This is a genomic window from Motilibacter peucedani (assembly GCF_003634695.1).
Classification (GTDB): domain Bacteria; phylum Actinomycetota; class Actinomycetes; order Motilibacterales; family Motilibacteraceae; genus Motilibacter; species Motilibacter peucedani.
Genome location: NZ_RBWV01000013.1, coordinates 406430 through 425292 on the forward strand (window position 1 = coordinate 406430; position 18863 = coordinate 425292).

19 protein-coding genes are annotated in these 18863 nt (G+C 71.7%); 11 read left to right on the forward strand and 8 right to left on the reverse strand.

The annotated features are described in order from the left end of the window. The first annotated feature begins 43 nt into the window (after nucleotides 1-43). The 4 genes from CLV35_RS15045 to CLV35_RS15060 are packed head-to-tail and all read left to right on the forward strand — an operon-like array spanning nucleotide 44 to nucleotide 3534. Nucleotides 44-778: a cellulose binding domain-containing protein gene (locus tag CLV35_RS15045; RefSeq protein WP_121194289.1), complete on the forward strand. Its 735-nt coding sequence runs from the start codon at nucleotides 44-46 to the stop codon at nucleotides 776-778. Nucleotides 779-825: 47 nt separating this feature from the next. After that, nucleotides 826-1545: a response regulator transcription factor gene (locus CLV35_RS15050; protein WP_121194361.1), complete on the forward strand. Its 720-nt coding sequence runs from the start codon at nucleotides 826-828 to the stop codon at nucleotides 1543-1545. Further along, on the forward strand, nucleotides 1532-2941 hold the full coding sequence (locus CLV35_RS15055) for a HAMP domain-containing sensor histidine kinase (protein ID WP_147431985.1): 1410 nt from the start codon (nucleotides 1532-1534) through the stop codon (nucleotides 2939-2941). Before CLV35_RS15050 ends, CLV35_RS15055 begins: the two co-directional genes overlap by 14 nt. Continuing rightward, nucleotides 2938-3534, forward strand: coding sequence for a GerMN domain-containing protein (locus CLV35_RS15060; protein ID WP_183062004.1), 597 nt, complete (start codon nucleotides 2938-2940; stop codon nucleotides 3532-3534). The genes CLV35_RS15055 and CLV35_RS15060 overlap by 4 nt, the downstream gene beginning before the upstream one ends. Nucleotides 3535-3559: 25 nt before the next feature. Here the strand turns inward: CLV35_RS15060 and CLV35_RS15065 are convergent, their stop codons facing one another. Beyond that, nucleotides 3560-3922 (reverse strand): hypothetical protein, encoded by a 363-nt coding sequence (locus tag CLV35_RS15065; RefSeq protein WP_121194292.1) that lies wholly within the window; start codon nucleotides 3920-3922, stop codon nucleotides 3560-3562. After that, nucleotides 3919-4341: a helix-turn-helix domain-containing protein gene (locus CLV35_RS15070; RefSeq protein ID WP_121194293.1), complete on the reverse strand. Its 423-nt coding sequence runs from the start codon at nucleotides 4339-4341 to the stop codon at nucleotides 3919-3921. Before CLV35_RS15070 ends, CLV35_RS15065 begins: the two co-directional genes overlap by 4 nt. A gap of 215 nt (nucleotides 4342-4556) precedes the next feature. Here CLV35_RS15070 and CLV35_RS15075 point away from each other — a divergent pair, with 215 nt between their 5' ends. After that, nucleotides 4557-7604, forward strand: a complete 3048-nt coding sequence (locus CLV35_RS15075; RefSeq protein WP_231121844.1) for an ExeM/NucH family extracellular endonuclease — start codon at nucleotides 4557-4559, stop codon at nucleotides 7602-7604. Between the two features lies 1 nt (nucleotide 7605). Here CLV35_RS15075 and CLV35_RS15080 read toward each other — a convergent pair whose 3' ends face one another. Then, complete coding sequence (locus tag CLV35_RS15080; protein ID WP_121194295.1) at nucleotides 7606-8472, reverse strand: phytanoyl-CoA dioxygenase family protein; 867 nt, start codon at nucleotides 8470-8472, stop codon at nucleotides 7606-7608. Nucleotides 8473-8599: 127 nt separating this feature from the next. Here CLV35_RS15080 and CLV35_RS15085 point away from each other — a divergent pair, with 127 nt between their 5' ends. Beyond that, the gene (locus CLV35_RS15085; RefSeq protein ID WP_231121866.1) at nucleotides 8600-9625 is read left to right on the forward strand and encodes a LacI family DNA-binding transcriptional regulator; all 1026 of its coding nucleotides are present in this window, start codon (nucleotides 8600-8602) and stop codon (nucleotides 9623-9625) included. A gap of 18 nt (nucleotides 9626-9643) precedes the next feature. Here the strand turns inward: CLV35_RS15085 and CLV35_RS15090 are convergent, their stop codons facing one another. Together CLV35_RS15090 and CLV35_RS15095 are read right to left on the reverse strand one after the other, a co-directional pair. Continuing rightward, entirely contained in the window at nucleotides 9644-10492 is an 849-nt protein-coding gene (locus CLV35_RS15090) for an aldo/keto reductase (protein ID WP_183062005.1), read from the reverse strand. 6 nt (nucleotides 10493-10498) lie between these two features. After that, nucleotides 10499-10795: a putative quinol monooxygenase gene (locus CLV35_RS15095; RefSeq protein ID WP_121194297.1), complete on the reverse strand. Its 297-nt coding sequence runs from the start codon at nucleotides 10793-10795 to the stop codon at nucleotides 10499-10501. A gap of 557 nt (nucleotides 10796-11352) precedes the next feature. On the opposite strand from CLV35_RS15095, the gene CLV35_RS15105 reads away from it, so the two are divergent. Then, nucleotides 11353-11715, forward strand: a complete 363-nt coding sequence (locus CLV35_RS15105; protein WP_147431986.1) for a hypothetical protein — start codon at nucleotides 11353-11355, stop codon at nucleotides 11713-11715. A gap of 58 nt (nucleotides 11716-11773) precedes the next feature. Continuing rightward, nucleotides 11774-12556, forward strand: coding sequence for a hypothetical protein (locus CLV35_RS15110; RefSeq protein WP_121194300.1), 783 nt, complete (start codon nucleotides 11774-11776; stop codon nucleotides 12554-12556). Between the two features lie 65 nt (nucleotides 12557-12621). Here the strand turns inward: CLV35_RS15110 and CLV35_RS15115 are convergent, their stop codons facing one another. Then, complete coding sequence (locus CLV35_RS15115) at nucleotides 12622-12870, reverse strand: hypothetical protein (protein WP_121194301.1); 249 nt, start codon at nucleotides 12868-12870, stop codon at nucleotides 12622-12624. Between the two features lie 980 nt (nucleotides 12871-13850). Beyond that, on the reverse strand, nucleotides 13851-14639 hold the full coding sequence (locus CLV35_RS15125) for a hypothetical protein (protein ID WP_121194303.1): 789 nt from the start codon (nucleotides 14637-14639) through the stop codon (nucleotides 13851-13853). A 682-nt stretch (nucleotides 14640-15321) separates the two neighbouring features. On the opposite strand from CLV35_RS15125, the gene CLV35_RS15130 reads away from it, so the two are divergent. The 3 genes from CLV35_RS15130 (at nucleotide 15322) to CLV35_RS15140 (ending at nucleotide 17852) form a co-directional block, all read left to right on the forward strand. Further along, the gene (locus CLV35_RS15130; RefSeq protein WP_121194304.1) at nucleotides 15322-16173 is read left to right on the forward strand and encodes a PD40 domain-containing protein; all 852 of its coding nucleotides are present in this window, start codon (nucleotides 15322-15324) and stop codon (nucleotides 16171-16173) included. Next, nucleotides 16170-16442, forward strand: a complete 273-nt coding sequence (locus CLV35_RS15135; RefSeq protein ID WP_121194305.1) for a TolB-like translocation protein — start codon at nucleotides 16170-16172, stop codon at nucleotides 16440-16442. Before CLV35_RS15130 ends, CLV35_RS15135 begins: the two co-directional genes overlap by 4 nt. Before the next feature lie 756 nt (nucleotides 16443-17198). Continuing rightward, nucleotides 17199-17852, forward strand: a complete 654-nt coding sequence (locus CLV35_RS15140; protein WP_121194306.1) for an alpha/beta hydrolase — start codon at nucleotides 17199-17201, stop codon at nucleotides 17850-17852. A gap of 628 nt (nucleotides 17853-18480) precedes the next feature. Here the strand turns inward: CLV35_RS15140 and CLV35_RS15150 are convergent. Continuing rightward, complete coding sequence (locus CLV35_RS15150) at nucleotides 18481-18669, reverse strand: hypothetical protein (RefSeq protein WP_121194308.1); 189 nt, start codon at nucleotides 18667-18669, stop codon at nucleotides 18481-18483. Nucleotides 18670-18863: the final 194 nt, after the last annotated feature.

Here is an 18863-nt window from a genome sequence, read left to right on the forward strand (position 1 = left end):
CGGGGGCGGTGGCGTTCCGAGCCACCACTGACAGGAGGACCACGTGAAGTTGCAGACGAGCCGAACCGCTGCCGCAGCCCTGGCCGGCGCGACCGCCTTGGCCTTGACCGGCAGCCTCGCGTCGACGGCGTCGGCGGACTCCGGCAAGCCCGCGCCCACCACCACGGTCGACTCGTGCAAGGCCACCTACAAGCTCAACGGCGCCTGGAACGGGCGACACACCGGGTTCACCTCGACCCTGCGGTTCTGGAACACCGGCACAGCTCCCATCAGCGACTGGACGCTGACCTTCACGTTCGGCGGCACCCGGCAGACCGTCACCAAGTTGTGGAGCGCCGCCTGGGAGCAGGACGGCGCCACCGTGACCGCCACTCCGCTGGCCTTCAACCGCACCATCCAGCCAGGCAAGCAGCTGACGGTCGGATTCATCGCAGACGGGGTCAACGCCAACCCGACCAGCGTCACGCTGAGCGGCACCGCTTGCGGCGAGACGGCCTCGAAGGGCACCGTCGTGCCCGGCCTCAGCGTGACGCTCAAGCAGATGATCGAGGGCTACGCCGCCTCCGGCGACCTGCGCGACAACCTGCTGCACAGCCTGCGCAACCGCGCGCAGCAGATCGCGCGCGACGAGGCCCACGGCAACCAGAAGCTCGAGATCTACCACCTGCGCGCGTTCCGCAAGCAGTTCACCTACTCGCGCGGCAGGACCGACGTGACGCCGGGCGCCAGCGCCGCCCTGCAGAACCTCGCGCGCACCATGCTGACCAGCACGCTGTAGGGCGTACCGGGCCGGAGCGCCCGGTGGCGCTGCGAGAGACTGGTGAGGTGACCGACCGGGTGCTCGTCGTCGAGGACGACGACAGCATCCGGTCGGTGCTGCGCATGGGGCTCGAGGACGAGGGCTACGACGTGGGCGAGGCCAGCTCCGCGGAGCAGGCCATCACGGCGATGCGCTCCCACCCCGCCGACTTCATGCTCGTCGACATCATGCTCGGCGGCACCGACGGGCTCGCCTGCATCGCGGAGGTCCGCGGGTGGAGCGACATCCCCATCGTGGTGGTGAGCGCCCGGTCCGACACCCGCGACGTCGTCTCGGGCCTGGAGGCGGGCGCGGACGACTACGTGACGAAGCCGTTCCAGGTCGCCGAGATCGTGGCGCGCCTACGCGCGCTCCGGCGCCGGCTGCACCGCCCGACGCCTTCGGCGCTGCGGCGGCCGGCGGGTGCCGACACCGTGGTCATCGACGGTCGGGGCGACGCGCCGCTCGTGCTGTCGCCGGGGGAGGGGATCCTTCGCCGCGGCGACCAGCGGATCCACCTCACCACTACGGAGTTCCGGCTGCTGTGCGAGATCTGCGGCGCGGGAGGGCTCGTCGTGAGCCGGCCGCAGCTGCTCGAGAGCGTCTGGGACCGCGGCTTCTACGGCGACGAGCGGCTCGTCGACGTGCACATCAGGCGGCTGCGCCTCAAGATCGAGCCCGACCCGAGCAACCCCGTGCTCGTCGTGACCGAGCGTGGGCTCGGCTACCGCCTTGCCCGCCACTAGGCCGCAGGAGGCGCCGGCCCGAGCTCCGCGGCCCTACGGCCGGGGCAGCCTTCGGCTCCGGGTCGCCACCGCGGTGGCGCTGGCCGTCCTGGTCGTGTGCGCGGTGTTCGCGAGCGCCGCGTACCTCTTGGCGCGCGGCGTCCTGACCCAGCAGCGCGAGTCCGCGTCGCTGCGCCAGGCCTACCTCGACGCGAGCTTCCTGCGCGACGAGCTCGGCACCACCGGCACGAGCCCGGCCGAGGCCCTCGACGCGCTCGACCCGCAGGGCGCGGCCGCGGTGTTCGTCCACCGCTCCGGAGCCTGGTACTCCTCGTCGTTCGACCTCGACGCGGACGCCATCCCCCGTGCGCTGCTCGAGGTCGAGGGGCGACAGCGCGTGGCCCACATGCCGACCAGCGTCGGGGGCGACCTCAGCCTGGTGATCGCGGTGCCGGTGCCCGCGGTAGGCATCACGGTCTACGAGGTGGTGCCGCTGCAGGAGCTGCGCACCACGCTGAGGGTGCTCAGCACGGTGCTCGCCGGTGGAGCGTTGGCCGCCGCCGTGCTCGGTGCCCTGCTCGGGCTGTGGCTGGGGCGTCGAGCGCTCCGTCCCCTGGCTCCGCTCACCAGCACGGCGGCGGGGATCACCGCGGGCGACCTCGGCCTGCGGCTGCCCGAGTCGGGCGACCCGGCGCTCTCGGGCATCGTGTCGGCCTTCAACGCGATGATCGAGACGTTGCAGCGGCGGGCCGAGCGTGACGCGCGGTTCGCCGCCGACGTCAGCCACGAGCTGCGCTCGCCGCTGACGACCCTGACGGCCAGCATCGAGCGGCTGCAGGCCCGCCACCACGAGAGCCCCGAGCGCCGCGCGGAGGCGCTCGCCCTGGCCACGGGGGAGCTGGCCCGCTTCCACCGCTTGCTGGAGGGCTTGCTGGAGCTGGCCCGTGCCGACGCGGGTCCGCAGGACGCAGTGATCAACGGTCAGCCGACCGACCTGGGTGACCTGCTCCGCCACGTGCTGCGCGACACAGGCAGGTCGCTCGAGCTCCTCCACGCACCGGCGGGCGGGCTGCCCGTCCGCGGCGACAAGCTGGCTCTGGCCCGGATGGTCACCAACCTGCTCGACAACGCCGACCGGCACGGCGGCGGCGCGCGAGCGGTGCGCCTCGAGCGGAGTGCTGGCACCATCACCCTGCTCGTGGACGACGCGGGTCCCGGCGTCGCCGACTCCGAGCGGCAGCGCATCTTCGAGCGCTTCGCCACCGGCTCGGGCGGCAGGGGCTCGAGCGCAGGCACCGGTCTGGGGCTCGCCCTCGTCGCCGAGACGGTGAGGGCCCACGGTGGCCGGGTCGGGTGCGAGGCAGCCCCGGGTGGCGGCGCCCGCTTCCGCACCACGCTGCCGGCGGCGGACTCGTGACCCCCCGCGCCGGTGCGGCCCTCGCCGCGCTCCTCACCGCCGCCTGCGTCGTGAGCGCCTGCGGCGTGCAGCAGCGCTCGACGCCAGAGCTGGAGCCTCGCGCGGCTGTGCCCTACGGCCTGCTCGACACGCCCGCGCCCGGGCCGACGACCGCCTCCGACGCAGCCGTCCCCGACGGGCAGCCACGGGTCTACTTCACCCGGCAGCGTCAGCTGGAGCCGGTGGCAGCACCACCGCGTACGGGCAACGGTCTCGACCAGCTCAGCCAGCTGCTGACGGCGCTGGCCGCCGGGCCGTCGGCGGGCGAGCGCCAGCGGGGGATCGGCACTGCGCTGCCGCCTGGACTGACCCTGCGCCTGCTGGGAGTGTCGAACGCCGTCGCGCGCGTCGAGCTGGCCGGCGTCACCGCGAGCTCGGACGTCGACCAGGCGCCGTACGCGGTGGCGCAGATCGTCCTGACTTCGACCTCGCTGCGCGGCGTGGAGGCGGTCGAACTGAGCCGGCAGGGCGAGCAGCTCGCCGCGCCGTTGCCCGACGGCACGCTCACCGACCGCGCGCTCAGGGCTCAGGACTACGGCGCGCTGAGCAGGTGAGCGGCGCTGGCTCGCGCCTCCGCGCTCAGCCGGCCGCGCGCTGCGCCGCGGCGTTCACCTCGTCTGCGACGGCGCGCGGGTCGTCGACCTCGACGACGAGCCGTGCGTAGTCCTCGTCGACGAGCTCGATGACGACGGCGTCCGCGCCGTCGTGGACGGCCCAGAGGACCTTCTCGCCCTCGCGGTGGAAGGTCCCGACGGCGGCGACGCCGGGTACGTGCAGGCCCGGGGCGCGTACGCCCTTGGGCTCGCGGACCGCTCCCGGGTCGGCCGTGGCGCCCCGCACGTGTTGCAGCGGCACGGTGATGCTGCCCTTCAGTGCCCACAGGCGGTCGAGTCCCTCGAGGGACACGGTGAGGCGGTCGTCGGAGAGGGTGATGCGTGTCATCGCTGGTGCTCCGTCCGGTCAGTGGGGAGGGGAAGGCCGGCGCGGGCCAGCAGCCGGGCACCCAGCACTGCGGCCGGGTCTCCGGTGCCTGACGCCGACGCGAGCCGGGTGCAGGCGCGCTCGAGCAGCGCGCGTACCTCGTCGTCGCGAGGTGCGAGCTCGAGCGCTGCGACGAGCAGCAGGTCGAGCGACGCTCCGGTGGTCCGTGCGTCGGGCTCGTCCAGCCGAGCCACGTGGCCCCGCAGGGCCGTGACGAAGAGCCCCCGCTTGCTGCCGAAGGCCCGGTAGAGGCTGCCGCGGTGCACGCCGAGGGAGGTGACGAGGTCGTCGACCGACGTGCCCTCGTAGCCCCGCTCGACGAACAGCTGCGCAGCGGCTGCCACGACGTGCACCTCGTCGAACCCTCGTGGCCGGCCCATGCCCAGAACCCTAGGCGCTATGAGAACGACCAGTCAAGAACGAACGTTCCCAAAGGTCGGGACCCTCGACGAAGATGCCCCGGCCTGTCACCATTCGTTCACGTTCTCGTCGGCTCGATGTCGGCGACCGGCGCCTAGCGTGCCGGAGTCCGCTGTTCGCGATCGCTGGGAGGTCGGGCCCTGTGTCCCGAGCGCTTCTTCGTCGGTGTGCCGCTGTGCTCCTGCCGCTGTCCCTGGCGGCCGTGGGGACGCCCGCGCTCGCCAGTCCCGACGGCACCGGCCTGGTGATCAGCGAGGTCTACGTCAACGGCGGCTCCGCCGGGGCGAGCTACCTCAACAAGTTCGTCGAGCTCTACAACCCGGGCTCGAGCGCGGTCTCGCTGACCGGCGACACGCTGCAGTACCGAGCGGCGACCTCCACCGGCACCCCGAGCGGCTCCCAGGTCTTCCCGCTGACGGGCAGCGTCGCTGCTCACGGCCACTTCCTGGTCATGCTGCCGGGCAACGGCTCCACCACCAACCCCGGTGCGCCGCTGCCGACGCCCGACCTCTCCACGGGCGGCAGCGTCAACCCGGGTGCGGCAGGTGGCACGCTCGTCGTCGCGGCCAGCAGGACCGGCGTGCTGCCGACGGACCCTGCCGTGATCGACAAGATCGGCTGGGGGACGAGCAACTCACCGGAAGGCAGCGCTGCGAGCGGGAACTCGGTGGTGCTCAGCTACCAGCGCGCGGCCAACGGCGCCGACACCGACAACAACGCCGCGGACTTCACGACGGCCACCCCGACGCCGCAGAACGCCGCCTCGGACGGCGGTTCCACCGCGGTGTCCGTGACGAGCCCTGGCACGCAGAACGCGACCGCCGGCACCGCGATCACGCCGCTGACTGTGGTCGCGTCGGGAGGCACCGCACCGTACGCGTGGACCGCCGCCGGCCTCCCTGCCGGCCTCGCGATCTCCGCCGACGGCGTCATCTCCGGCACGCCGAGCGCGGCCGGCACGTCGAGCGTCACGGTGACCGCGACCGACTCGACCGGTGCGAGCGGCTCTGCGACCTTCGACTTCGTGGTCGCCGAACCCGCGGCGCCCGTGACCATCGCGCAGATCCAGGGCACCGACACCGACACCTCACCGTTCGCCGGCCGCAGCGTGACGACCACCGGCGTGGTCACGGCGGCCTACCCGACCGGCGGCTTCAACGGCTTCTTCCTCGAGACCGGCGGCGCCGGCGGCACGACCGACGCCACGCCGGGCGCCTCGGACGGGATCTTCGTGTTCGGGTCGGCCGCGGCGGCGCAGGTGAGCGTTGGTGAGAGCGTCCAGGTCACCGGATCGGTGTCGGAGTTCAAGGGCGAGACGGAGATCAGCAGCCCGGTCGTGACCCGACTGGACGCCGCGCTGCCGCCGGTGCAGCCGGCCGCCCTGGCGTGGGCCGCGCTCGACACCGCCGCCGAGAAGGAGGCGCACGAGGGTGAGCTGCTCGCGCCGCACGGCGCCTTCACCGTCACCGACAACTACGACGCGAACTTCTACGGTTCGTTCACCCTGGCGGCAGGCACCACTCCGCTGCGCCAGCCGACCGACGTCGGCCGGGCCGGCAGCGCCGAGGCACAGGCGGTGGTGGCCGACAACGCCGCGCGGGCGATCACGCTCGACGACGGCTCGAGCCTGAACTTCAGCTCGGCGGCCAACTCCAGCGTCCCGCTGCCTTGGCTGACGCCCACGCATGCCGTGAGCATCGGTGCACAGGTGAGCTTCCACTCGCCGGTCGTCCTCGACTTCCGCAACTCGTCGTGGAACCTCCAGCCGACCGCCCAGGTCACCGACGACGGGTCGGCGGTCGCGACCTTCAGCGACCGGCGGGCCGCGAACCAGCAGCCGGCCGACGTCGGCGGGTCGGTGCGGATGGCCACGTTCAACGTGGAGAACTACTTCGCGATGACGGGTGAGCAGTACGTCGCGCAGGGCCTCGGCACCTGCACCTACTACAACGACCGTCAGGGCAACCACATCGGGGACAACACCTGCGTGGGCACCGACGGCACGAGTCCCGGGCCGCGCGGGGCAGCGACCGCCGCGAGCTTCGCCCGGCAGCAGGCCAAGATCGTCACGGGCATCAACCGGCTCGGCGCGAGCATCGTCTCGCTCGAGGAGATCGAGAACTCCGCCTGGTTCGGCGAGCCGCGCGACACCGCGCTCGCCGGCCTGGTCGACGCGCTGAATGCGGCCGCGGGGTCGACGGTGTGGGCGTACGCGCCGTCGCCCTCCGCGGACGAGCTGCCGCCGCTGGCGCAGCAGGACGTGATCCGCACGGCGTTCATCTACAAGCCCGCGAACGTTTCGCTCGTCGGCTCGTCGTTCGTGCTGGCCGACAAGTCGGGGCCGGGGCAGTCGTTCTCGATCGCCCGCGAGCCGCTGGCGCAGGGCTTCAAGAAGGTCGGCGCGACCGACGACAACGCCTTCGTCGCGGTCGCCAACCACTGGAAGTCGAAGGGGTCGGGCGCGCCGCTCTACCCCGGCGACGAGGAGGACACGTCCTCGCCGGCCAACGACCAGGGCGCCTTCAACGCCACCCGCGTCCACGAGGCGCAGGACGTCGTCGCGTTCGCCTCGCAGGTCGCGTCGTCGCTGGGCACGAACCGCGTGTTCCTGCTCGGCGACTTCAACGCCTACACCCACGAGGACCCGCTGGAGACGTTGTACTCAGCGGGCTACACCGACCTCGGCAGCCGGTTCGACCCGGCCGAGCAGACGTACTCCTTCGACGGGCTCGAGGGCTCGCTCGACCACGTGCTGGCGAACCCGGCGGCGCTGGCCATGGTGACGGGTGCGGACACCTGGCAGATCAACGCGCAGGAGGCGGTCGCCTACGCGTACAGCCGCTACAACTACAACGCGACGCTGCTGTTCAACGGCAGCGACCCGTTCGCGGCGTCCGACCACGACCCTGAGGTCGTCGGGCTCGACCTGCCCTCGGCGCCGGCCTGGTCCTCGACCCGCATCTACACCGCGGGTGACCTCGTCTACTACAACGGCTCCACCTGGCGGGCGCTGTGGTGGACGCGCGGCCAGGCGCCGGGGTACGCGTACGGTCCGTGGGAGCAGCTCCTGACCACCCCCGACGGCTCGGTCGTCTGGACGCCGTCGCGGATCTTCACCGCCGGCGACGTGGTGGTCCACCAGGGCAAGAGGTACGTGGCGAAGTGGTGGACGCGCAACCAGGCGCCGGGGCTCGCCTCAGGACCCTGGAAGCCGCTCGCCTGAACTACTCGGCCTCGCCCATGACGAGGCCCTCGATGGTGTGCTTCTGCGTGATCGGGGTCAGCTCGTCGACGACGGGGCAGACCATGTGGTCGCGCACGCTCTGCGGCAGCTGCTCCCAGTAGGCCTTGGTGACGGCGAGGTCGTGCTTCTCGGCGATGCCGGCGCCGGGGGAGTCGACGCCGATGACGAGCACCGGACGGGACTTCTGCGAGTAGTTCTTCGTGCCGCGGTGGATCGTGAGCGCTGTGCGGGCGGAGATGTCGCCCATCATCGGGTACTTGCGGATGGCTCGTTCGTCGTAGCGGGGGTAGTAGGGCCGAGGCGGGAACATCTGGTGCCCGAAGTCCTCGGACCAGTCCCACTGGGTGCCGGGCGCGATCTCGAACGGGCCCATGTCCTCTTCCGTGTCGACCGCGGTGAGGTTGAAGTGCAGGCTGTTGAGGCGGCCCTCGCGGCGGGTCAGCTCGGGCATCGGGTAGTCGCGGTGCCACGGCTGGTAGACCGCGCCGGCGAACGGGATGTCGAAGCCGACCTCCACGATCCGGTAGTCCGCTCCGAGCACGGACTCGCACACCTTGCGGACCCACGGGTGGTCGACGATCTCGACGAAGCCGCGCAGCTGCTCCGGGTGGATCTCGACGTACCAGCGCTTGGGGCCGCGTCCCACGGCTCCACCGGGCCGGTCGCGCGCTTCTTCGAACGCGACGTCGATGTCCTCGCGCATGCGCTCGGCGAACTCGCGGCTGAAAGCGCCCTTCTTCGCCGTGATGCCCTCGGTGTAGATGGCACGGACGATCTCGGTCGCTTCCTCGTCTGCACCCGGCGGCACGGGCAGCTCGTCGGTCTCGCGGATCACGGTCACGGTCATGCGGAGTCCTCCTCGACTTCTCGGTCCTCGCATATTGCCACGTAGCATGCTACGTGGCAAGGGCTCCGCTCCCTGGCACGATGAGCACTCGGCAACCGGGACGAGGGGGTGGGGCGTGGCGGTGAGCATGCGCGACGTCGCGCTGCGGGCCGGCGTGTCGCAGCGGACGGTCTCGAACGTCGTCAACCATGCGCCGTACGTCTCAGTGCAGACCCGCGAGCGCGTCGAGAAGGCGATGGCGGAGCTGGGCTTCCGCCCGAACGCCGCCGCGCGCAGCCTGCGCCTCGGGCGCTCCGACATCGTGGCGCTCGTGGTGCCCGAGCTCGACTCGCCGTACTTCTCCGCCCTGGCGGCGCAGCTCAGCGTCGCGGCCGAGGAGCACGGCTGGACGCTGCTCGTCGAGCAGTCCCACGGCGACCCGGAGCGCGAGCGCCGGCTGCTCGACGGCGTACGCGCGCAGATGGTCGACGGCGTCTTCTTCAGCCCGTGGGGCCTCGGCCCAGAGGACCTGCGCGGCAGGCGCGACCACGCGCCGCTCGTGCTGCTGGGCGAGCACGTCGACACCTCGGTCGCCGACCACGTCATCATCGACAACGAGCTCGCCGCCCGGGACGCCACCGCGCACCTGGTCTCGGTCGGCCGGCGGCGGATCGCCGCCGTGGGCACCCGGTGCCCCGTCGCCCGCGAGGCGGCGCGCCTGCGGCGCGGCGGATGGGCGCGGGCGCTGGCCGAGGCCGGGGTGCCGCACGACCCCGCGCTCGAGGTCCCCGTGACGTCCTTGCACCGGGACGCGGGCGCTGCCGCCGTACGCCGTCTGCTCGACGACGGCGTGTCCTTCGACGCGCTCTTCTGCTTCACCGACGAGCTCGCGCTCGGCGCCCTGCACGTGTTGCTGTCCGAGGGCGTACGCGTCCCGCAGGACGTCGCTCTCGTGGGCTTCGACGACATCGAGGACGGTCGCTACGCGACCCCCACGCTGACGACCGTGTCGCCCGACCTGTCGGCGATCGCCCGCGAGGCGGCGGGCCGCCTGGCCTTGCGGCTCCGGTCCCTGCGCGACTCGGCCCGGTTGCACGACGAGGAAGAGCCTGCGCACCAGGGGGTCATCGTGCCGCACCAGCTGGTCGTCCGGAGCTCCAGCGGTCCGGGCTGATCGTCTGGCTCCTGGCCCTCAGAGCATCTCGAGCGACACCTTGCCGGACGGCGGAGGGAACAACCGGTCGAGCTCGGCGAGCTCCGCGTCGCTGAAGCCGATCTCCGTCGCGGCCCGGTTCTCCCTCACCCGGGCTGGAGTGGAGGCCTTCACGACGGCGAACACCTCGGGGAGTCGCAGCACCCACGCGAGCGCCAGCTGGGCCGGGGTGACTCCCTTCGCCTCGGCCATGTCGACGACCGCGGGATGCTCGAGCAGCCGGCCGTGGTCGACGGGGGAGTAGGCCATCAGGGGCATGCCAGAGGCGCGGCACCTCGGCAGCAGGTCGTGCTCGAGGCCGCGGCGACCGAGGTTGTAGAGCACCTGGTCGGTCTGCACCCGGGCTCCGCCCGCCACCGAGGCCAGCTCGTCGAGGTCCGGCACGTCGAAGTTGCTGACGCCCCAGGCGCCGATGAGCCCCGCCTGCACCAGGTCCTCGAAGCCCGCCACCGTCTCGGCCAGTGGCACTCGCCCGCGCCAGTGCAGCAGGTAGAGGTCGAGGTGGTCGGTGCCCAGCCGCCGCAGGCTGGCCTGGCACGCCTCGACCGTCCCTCGTCGGGTGGCGTGGCTGGGCAGCACCTTGCTGACGAGGTAGACGCTGTCGCGTCGCCCGGCGATGGCCTCGCTGACCAGCTCCTCGGCGGCGCCGTCGCCGTACATCTCGGCGGTGTCGATCAGCGTCAGGCCGCTCTCGATGCCCGTACGCAGGGCGGCGAGCTCGGTGTCGCGGCTGGCGAACCGCTCACCCATGTACCAGGTGCCGAGTCCCAGCGCCGGGACGGCGCTCCCGCCCGGGAGGGACACGGTCCGGATGGTCGGCACGGTCATGGCGCGCTACTTGACCGCGAGCACGTCGATCGGCCTGATGTCGGGCGCTTCGGCCAGGAGGTCCGAGCCGACGTCCTGGAGCGCCGCGGGGATCTGACCGTTCACGTGCGCCTGGCGAGCTTCCTCGGTCTCGAAGGTGTCGAAGATCCCGTACGTCGTGTCGTCGAGCCGGAACGCGTACCAGGTCACGGTGCCCTCTTCCTGGGCGGCCAGCTCGCGGCCCTTCCTCAGGAAGGCGCCGAGCTCGTCGCCCTTGCCGGGCTTGGCCTTCAGGATCGCGAGCAGTCCTCGGTCGACAGCCATGGGGCAGCGCCTCTCGTCAGGGTGCGTCCGACGGTACAGATCGGAGTCGCGGCGCGCCATCGGCAGGAGTGCCGATAGTGCTGAGAAGCCCGAGGTGCTCGACCCGCACGAGCGGCTCGACCTGCCGTCACCGCCGGCCTGCTCGGCTTCCGACACCTGTCCCGGCGGGCGCAGCGGTGGGCGTGGTCAGGCACCCGTTGCAGCCTCCGGCCCGTAGGGCCAACCACCTGAGACCAGTACGCGGTTGCTGACGAGGCCGCTCGTGCTGTGAGCGGACTCAGGTGCGCTCAGGCTGCTCACAGTGCACCAGCGCGAGCATCTGGTCGAGAGCCAGCGAGCGGTGGAGGTTCGTCATGACGGCGACGACGACAGCGACAGGCCTGCGGCCGGCCCCCGACTGAGCGCGACTGCTCGCGCACGGGGTCCCGGTGCTCGCGATCCCGTCCTCGCTGTGGCGGATCGCCTGGGCCTGGGGGTGCCGGTCGGCTTCTCCGGCTCGTTGGCTAGGGAGTTCGCGGCACCGCTGGTGGATCACCGCGTACGTCCTCGTGCTCAGCGTGCTGACGGAGGCCCTGGGTCTGCTGACGCTCGGGCTGGTGAGCCCGTGGGGTGAGGTGCTGCCGCAGTGGGTGCCGGTGCTGGGCGGTCGTCGCGTGCCTCCGGTGCTGGTGGTCGCTGTCGCCACGGCGGGCGGCCTGGCGGTGTGCCTCTTCACGGGTGCGTCCGCGTGGATGTGGACAGGCCCGGAGAACAACGGTGACCCCGAGGCGCCGAACGGGCTGGCGGGCGCAGTGATGACTGCGGCCTATGCGCCACTGCTCCTGTGGGGTCCCGCGCTCCTCGCGGTCACCGCAGACTTCGCCTGTCGGCACCGGCGCCCGCAAGCCGGTCCTCGGGTCGTGCAGCATAGGGCGGCGTGACTGCGCGGATCTTCTCGGAGCAAGGGTTCGAAAGAGCCTGGACGCCCGGGGGCAGCGCATGGACGAGCAGGGTCGTCTGGCGGACGGGTTGCTGGTGCTGGGGGACAGCGCGCTGCTGCTCGGGACCTGGACGTACGGGCACGCGGTCTGGCGCACGTCGCTCGAGGCACTGGACGACGTCGTGGATGGGCGGTGGGTCCGTCTGCCGCTCGCGCGAGTCCTCGGCCGCGATCCGTCCGTGCGCCCGGCTGAGCGTCCGATGCAGTACCTGCGATGGTTCCTCGAGCGGCAGCCGCGATGGCTCGGTGAGACCTGGCGCGGCTCCCAGCGGCTGGGCCGGGCAGAGCAGATCCAGCCCGACGGTCGCCGCGACCTGTGGGAGTTCGACCTGGACGGCGGCGGCTTCTGGGCGCCCGAGGCGGTCATCCCGGTCGAGCTGGCCTTCGAGAGCCGAGGGCTGCCCGTTGATCTGCCCGTGCACGACTGCGTGGTGGAGGCGGGGGAGGTGGAGGCCGCCGGGCGCTCGGGCGTGGGCAGGCGACCGCAGCGGATCGCCTACCCGGTCGAGGTCCTTGCCGGCGCGGACGGTGACCAGTGGGTCGTCCGAGACGATCACCTGGACGAGGTCCTCGGGCTGCCGAACGCGCTCGCAGCGGAGACAGCCGTCCTGGAGGAGGTGCGGCGGGTCGACCCGGGGCTCGCCGAGCGGATCGAAGCTGACAGCGAAGCCGCGTGCCTGTTCCTGTTCGTGCCCGACGAGGACGACGCGCGGGCGCTCGCGCGACGCATCTCCGCTCTGGTCCAACGGCACCGACGTGCACGGAGGGCTGGTACTGCTTGACTGGAGGACGCTCTGTCTCCACTCAGGCAGGCGGAACGCCTCCCTCGCGCCTGGGTTGCCGATCGTCAGGGAAGTGCCGCCGGCTCGGTGACGTGGCGCAGGACGTAGCCCGCCGTCAGGGCGCCCACGGTCCCGGCGGTGCTGAACACCGCGCTGGCAAGGGCGACACCAAAGGTGAGGGTCAGGTGGAACGCTGCGGAGCCGTACGCCGTGCACTCTGCCTGAGTGCCGAGGGCTTGGCACCCGCCGCGCGTCGCGTGGGCGATGAGCAGAGCGACCCAGCACCACGTTCCGACCGCGAGGACAGCCAGCACCACTCCTCACTGAGGCCTTGAAGGCGGCGGTCACCTCGGCCATTGGCCCCCCCACGTCGTCACAGCACGAATGCCCCCACCGGGATGCTCGAGCGAACCATGCCAGACCGGTTCTCGTCGGGACGCGCGCTCGTTCGCGTGGTCGACTGGCTCGCCCGCCCCTGACCCACGTCGGGCCGGCAGAACGGCCCTGTGGTGACGTCCACCCGAGCAGGTCAAGGTGGGGACGGCCGCCAGTCGCCGCGCTTCAGCAATCGCAGTCGCGCAGGCGATCCGGTGCGGGGGTGCGGCGTACGCCGGAATCCTGCGTGCCGCGGGCGGGCGGTCGAGAGACAGTTGTGAGGTTGCAGCGGCCGGGTCGCCAGACGTGGGTGGGAGCCCGGAGGCGAGCTACCGACCGCCGCGTCCTGGGCAGAGGTGCTGTCGCGTTCACATGCCTGGTCGGCTGCTCAGGGGCGGCGGACTGGCAGGCGTGGGAGGCGGTCAGCTTCGCCCAACCGCCTCCGGGAGGCATGCTCGTCCGGTCGGACGATGGTCAGGATCGGCTGTCGTGGACCCGCATCCCGCCCTGCACAGGACCTTCCTGGTGGCAGAGTGCAACGCCTCGGACTTGATCGACTTCTACAACCAGTACAGCCGTCTCGAGCTGCCCCAGGTCGGTCCATCCCTCGTCGTGCCAGTCGGTCGGATCGAGGGTGGTGTGACCGTTATGGACGGTCAGCCGAGGGCCGGGCAGTGCACGGTCGACGTCGACGTGTCAGGACCACGCTGACGTCGGCGCAGGTCCCGAGCCGGCGGATGGCGTCCGGCACCTGTGCTCAGTGCCGGGCGACGTGGTGCCCCCGTGACGACGCAGCTCGACGCCGCAGCCCCAGCAGTAGCGAGGCTCGAGGGCAGAGCCACCTCGTCGGTCTGCGGCTCCCTCGCTCATCACCGGACGTTGCGCCAGGTGCACTCGTCGTTCGGCTGCTGCCCGCGCCTCAGGTCGCGGTGCGCTGCCTCAGGCTGCCGGGCGTAGCTGCCATGCTCTGGAGCGCGACCCGGGCGAGTCGCGGTCCGTTGGCGGCCAGCGCCATGAGGCCGAAGAACAGGTATCCGGCCGAACAGGTACCCGTCGGCAGGACACCGCCGAGGCCGGCTCCTCCGACGAGGTAGACGACCCCCTCGGTGGTGCCGACGGCGAGCGCGGTGGCGCTCAGCCCGGTGGTCGTCGGCGCCCGGAAGGCGGTCCTGACCGCCAGGGCGGTGCAGGTGAGAGTGATGGTTCCGAGGGTGGCTCCAGTGACCATGGCGGCACGGTGGACGGCGAGTCCGGCCACCCACCCGACGGCGACGGCCGCGCCAGAGGCTGCCGCGGCGCTCAGCGTGGGCTTGAGACAGCGCCGGTCAACGAGGTGCACCTCGCGCCAGAGGGCCAGGTGGAGGACGAACCAGACGCTGGTGGCCGCTGCCGCCGGCGCCGCGTGCGTGGTGGCGGCGAGCACGATCCAGCCGGGTCCGGAACCGGCGAGGAGCCCGATGGCGGTGTTGCTGATGCCCTGGCGGCACCGGGTGCGCCGAGGCCGCAGCCAGGTGGGTACGGAGCGCATGAGCTCCAAGGTCACCAGGAGCGCCCCGGCGGACACGGTGGCAGTCACTGCGGCTGCCGCGGCGTGGGTGGTGGCGCCCACGAGCAGGGCGGTGCAGAGGGTGGCGCACATGACAGCGCAGAGGCTGGCCGAGCACAGGCCGACGGCCCGTGGACTGGCGGTGACCGCGGAGCCGCTCATGCAGTGTCCATCGTCTCTTGCCCGCCCCTCTTGAACCGCCAGATGGGCGTCTCTACCCGGTGACGTGGGACGAGCTCCCAGGCCAGGAGCGCGGGACTGCCCGTGGGTCCTTGCCCGGTCTCCAGCTCGCCTCGGGTGCCTGCGGTCGGCGCTGTGCTCGAGCCGGCGCATGGTGCTGCCGACTGAGGGCGGCTGTAGCGGTCCGCTCGCGCGGACGGTCCTCCCACCGCCCGCTGGACGTCGCGGTCCTCAACCGATGGGATGGCGCCCGGGCGGCCGAGCGGACCGTCGCAGGGCTGGTCGGACGAGGAGCGAATAGTGCTGCAGGGGTACCAGAAGACACGTGGCGCTCCAGTCGCTCTCGCGGCAGGCGCCGCGGTCAGTCTCGGGACGGCGTCGTCCGCCGACGCGCTGACGAGCTCGCCGGTGACGGGACGGGCCCTCTGCGAGCAGAGCACTCCGGCGGTTGCGGCGATCCTGGTCTCCAACCCGAACGAGCGCCGGCTGGTCATCGACTGGGCGAGCGTCGACACCCCCGCCCATGGCCGGGTGATCCTCGCCGAGTACGACGATGCCGTCATCCACGTGGCGACCCCGTTCGGCGAGCAGGTGCGCGTCGACCTCCGGCTAGACGGCAAGCGGCAGGACCGCGTGCGTACGTGCCGGAGGCCGACAGCCCCCTGTGCCCGCCCCCGACTTCCCCGTCCCACCCCCGCTCGAGCTGGTGAGCACCCTCGGCTCCGGGCCGACCACCGGGATCTCGGCGTCGCTGTCCGGCGACGGGCAGCTCGTCGCCTACACCTCCCACGGCGCGGTGCTCCGCAACCGGTCGACGGGCACGACCGTGGCGCTCCCTCCCGGCACGCCTGCGGGCACCCAGGTGTCGACCTACTCGCCGGTCGTCTCGGCGGACGGCTCGACGATCGCGTTCGTGTCCCTGGCGGAGACGGCGCCCGGCTCGGGCCTCGCGATCCCCAGGCTCGCGGTCTACGACGTCCGCACCGGCACCACTCGGCTCGCGTTCCCCTCGAGCCAGGGCTTCGTGGACGGCGCGCCGACGGTCTCCGCGGACGGCAGCCGGATCGCCGTAGCCGTACGCGTCGCCTCCACAGACCCGACTCGGATCCTGCTCTGGGAGCGGAGCACGGGGGCAGCCCGCGTGGTGTTCGAGAGCCCGCACGGACGGTCGGACCGGCCGAGTCTGTCGCCGGACGGCCGGTACCTCGCGTTCCGCACCTCGGCGACCCTGCCCGGCGACGACGACTCCAGCGAGCTGGACGTCGCGCTCCGCGACCTGCAGACCGGCGCGACCCGTCTGGTGAGCACCGGCTTCGCCGCGGGAGCGCCGGCCACGGGAGAGACGCCGTCGGTCTCGGACAGCGGGCACTTCGTGGCCTTCTCGACGACCTCGGCGAAGGGCTCCGTGGGCCGCCCCCAGGTGTTCGTCCGCGACACCGTCCTCGCCACCACGACGGCGCAGTCCGCCGGTGCGGGCGGTGCCGTCTCGACCTCGGGGTTCAGCGCATCCCGGTGATCTCCAGGGACGGCCGGAGGGTTGCGTTCAGCGGCTACGTCCCGGAGCGGGTCGCCCACGAGCAGGTCTACCTGCGCGACCGGGTCACCGGCGCGACGCGCGTCCTGAGTGCGACCCCCGAGGGCTACGCGGCTGACGCCGACTGCTTCGTGGACTCGATCTCCGCGGACGGCAGGGTCGTCGCCTTCGAGACCTCCGCGACGAACCTCGTTGACGGCGTCGACCAGAACGGCCCGGGCGACAGCTACGTCTCGCTCGTGGGTGACTGACTTCCGCAGTCCGGTCGGGCGCCCCGTACCACTCGGAGCAGCGTCGTGGGCAGGTCCGTTAGCGCGTGCCGACGCCGAGGTCAGTTGACTCTCGACGGAGCTCGCTCTCCTCGGCTGTGCTCCTCGGGCACTGCAGGTCGACGCGGTTGTTGCGCACGACGGGCTTGCCGCAGCGCTCGTGCTCCCAGGCTCCGGTCCACACGACGATAGCGACGAAGGCTGGAGACACCCGAGTCGGCCGGACGACTCTTAGGCACGGCACCTTTGCTTCCCCGTCCGCCCGCCGCGCGGCATGAGCGGGCGTCGGTCGGGCAGAGTGGACCTTGTGAGCGCGGATCGACGTCGGGACGGTGTCAGGACGACCTACGGCATCGTCAGCTTGGTGATCGGTCTAGGCCTTCTGATCGCCATGGATTGGTCTCATCCTCGGTGGCTTCGAGTAGTCGCTGCTGCGCTTCTCATCTCCGCTGGAGTCGTCGCCATCACTCAGGAGTTGCGCCAGCGCCGCCGACGAAGGAGGTACTTGCGCTAGAGGCTGCCTGGTACCACTGGCCTCGCCGGGAAAGGTCGCCATTTGGAGGTCCGTTCGTTCCGCTTCGCCGGCGCTTGACGCTGTCGGCGGCAAGAGCGGCAAGAGCGAGCATTCGCCGGTTCAGCGCGCGGTCGACAGTCGGTCGTCTGTGTTGCAGGCTCAACTGGCTTGGCAGGTCAGCGGGTGAGTCGCCGGTACGCCCTTGGCTGCGCGACCCTGTCGACATGGAGCCTGTGATGGGAGAGTGCGTGACCGAGACGCTGGGGTACGACGGCGGCCGGAAGGTGACGGTGTATCTCCCGGCTCGGCCGCCGGAGGCGGTCGTGTTTGCCGGCGATGGCCAGGTGACTGCGCCTTGGGGCCGCGCTCTCGAGGCGGCCAGCGGACCGCCCACCATGCTCGTCGCCGCACACCGTGCGGCGGACGAGACGGTGAGGCTCCACGAGTACTCTCCGGGTTTTGATCCGGAACGGTTCGCCGCGCACGAGAGGTTCTTCGTCGGGGACGTGCGCTCGTGGGTGCACTCTCGTTTCGGCGTTGCGTTGCCCGCCGCCCGTACGGGCGTGTTCGGTGTCTCGGCGAGTGGAGAGATGTCGCTCGCCCTCGGGTTACGGCACCCGGAGATCTACGGAGCGATCTTGTGCGCGTCGCCCGGTGGAGGCTTCCGACCGCCTGCCGAGATAGGAGGCGTGGTTCCGCGCACGTACCTGGTCGCGGGCAGGCAGGAGCCGTTCTTCCTCGAGAACGCGACGCGGTGGGCGCATGCGCTGCGCGGTGCCGGAGCGCAGGTCGCGCTGACCGAGCGGCCGGGCTCACATGGCGGCCGGTTCTGGCGAGAGGAGTTGCCTCTCATGGTGGCTTGGGCGTTCCAGCAGTGAAATGCTCAGGCGTCTGTGGTGCACCTGGTCTGAAATGAGGCAGCGACACCAAGGGCCGGGCATCCGGTGAGGAGACTCGCGTGGCGACGACGCAAGGGGCCCCGGGCGGGTGGTGGTCGGCGGCGACGTCCCCGATTCGCTGCCCACTGGGCGCGGCATGAGCGCGAACTCCGCTCGCACTGCGAAAAGGAGGTGGCGATGCACGCCGCCGCAGACGAAGACCGGAGTCAGGGGAGGGTGACTAGGCTGGCGATCAGAAGACAAGCCATGCTGGCGACGCCTAGGATGTGAGACCGGCTCCAGCCTTGTTCGCCGCGGCGGGCGCGGGCGCGGACGTCCATCAGGTGCAAAGCCATGACACTGAGCGCGGCGGCGATGATGGCGACGTTGCTCCAAGGGCGGAACATGGCGACATGATGCCGTAGCAGTTGACGTGAGTGATTGGTCGCTGTTGTTCTCCCCGGCCGCTGTGCAAGGGTGTTGGAACTGCGCCGCCGCTCGTCTGGAGCGGACCGACGATCGGTCACCGGCGAGTTGTGCCCGAAGGGCAAACCAACGTCGACCATGACACCTCCGAGCGCAGTCGCGTAACGGCGGTGGTGACGTGCAGCTCCGTAGGGGCGGTCGCTCAGTTCCGACTGCGCCGCCACACCCATGTGACGACGATGGGAAGTGCGACGGCGGGAACCAGGTCGCCCCACTGCCAGCCGCCGTCGCTCCAGGTGGAGAGGCTGAGCCCGAGCACCTCGACGACCAAGATGGCGGCGATCAGCCAGACCAGCGACAGGCGGCCCGTCGTCCTGCGATCTGCACCCATGGCTCGCCCTCCGGCTGACTCAACCGAGCGTCCCGGACGACTTCTACCCTGTCAACGATCTTCCGACCATCGGCTGGAACGATCACCGCAACGGTCCCTCTCGGCGGCTACTTGTGTACTGGACTCACGGCCTGAGCCTGGCGAGGCTGGTCGAGGTGTACGGCGGGGTCGCTCTCATAGCGGCTGCCCACGGC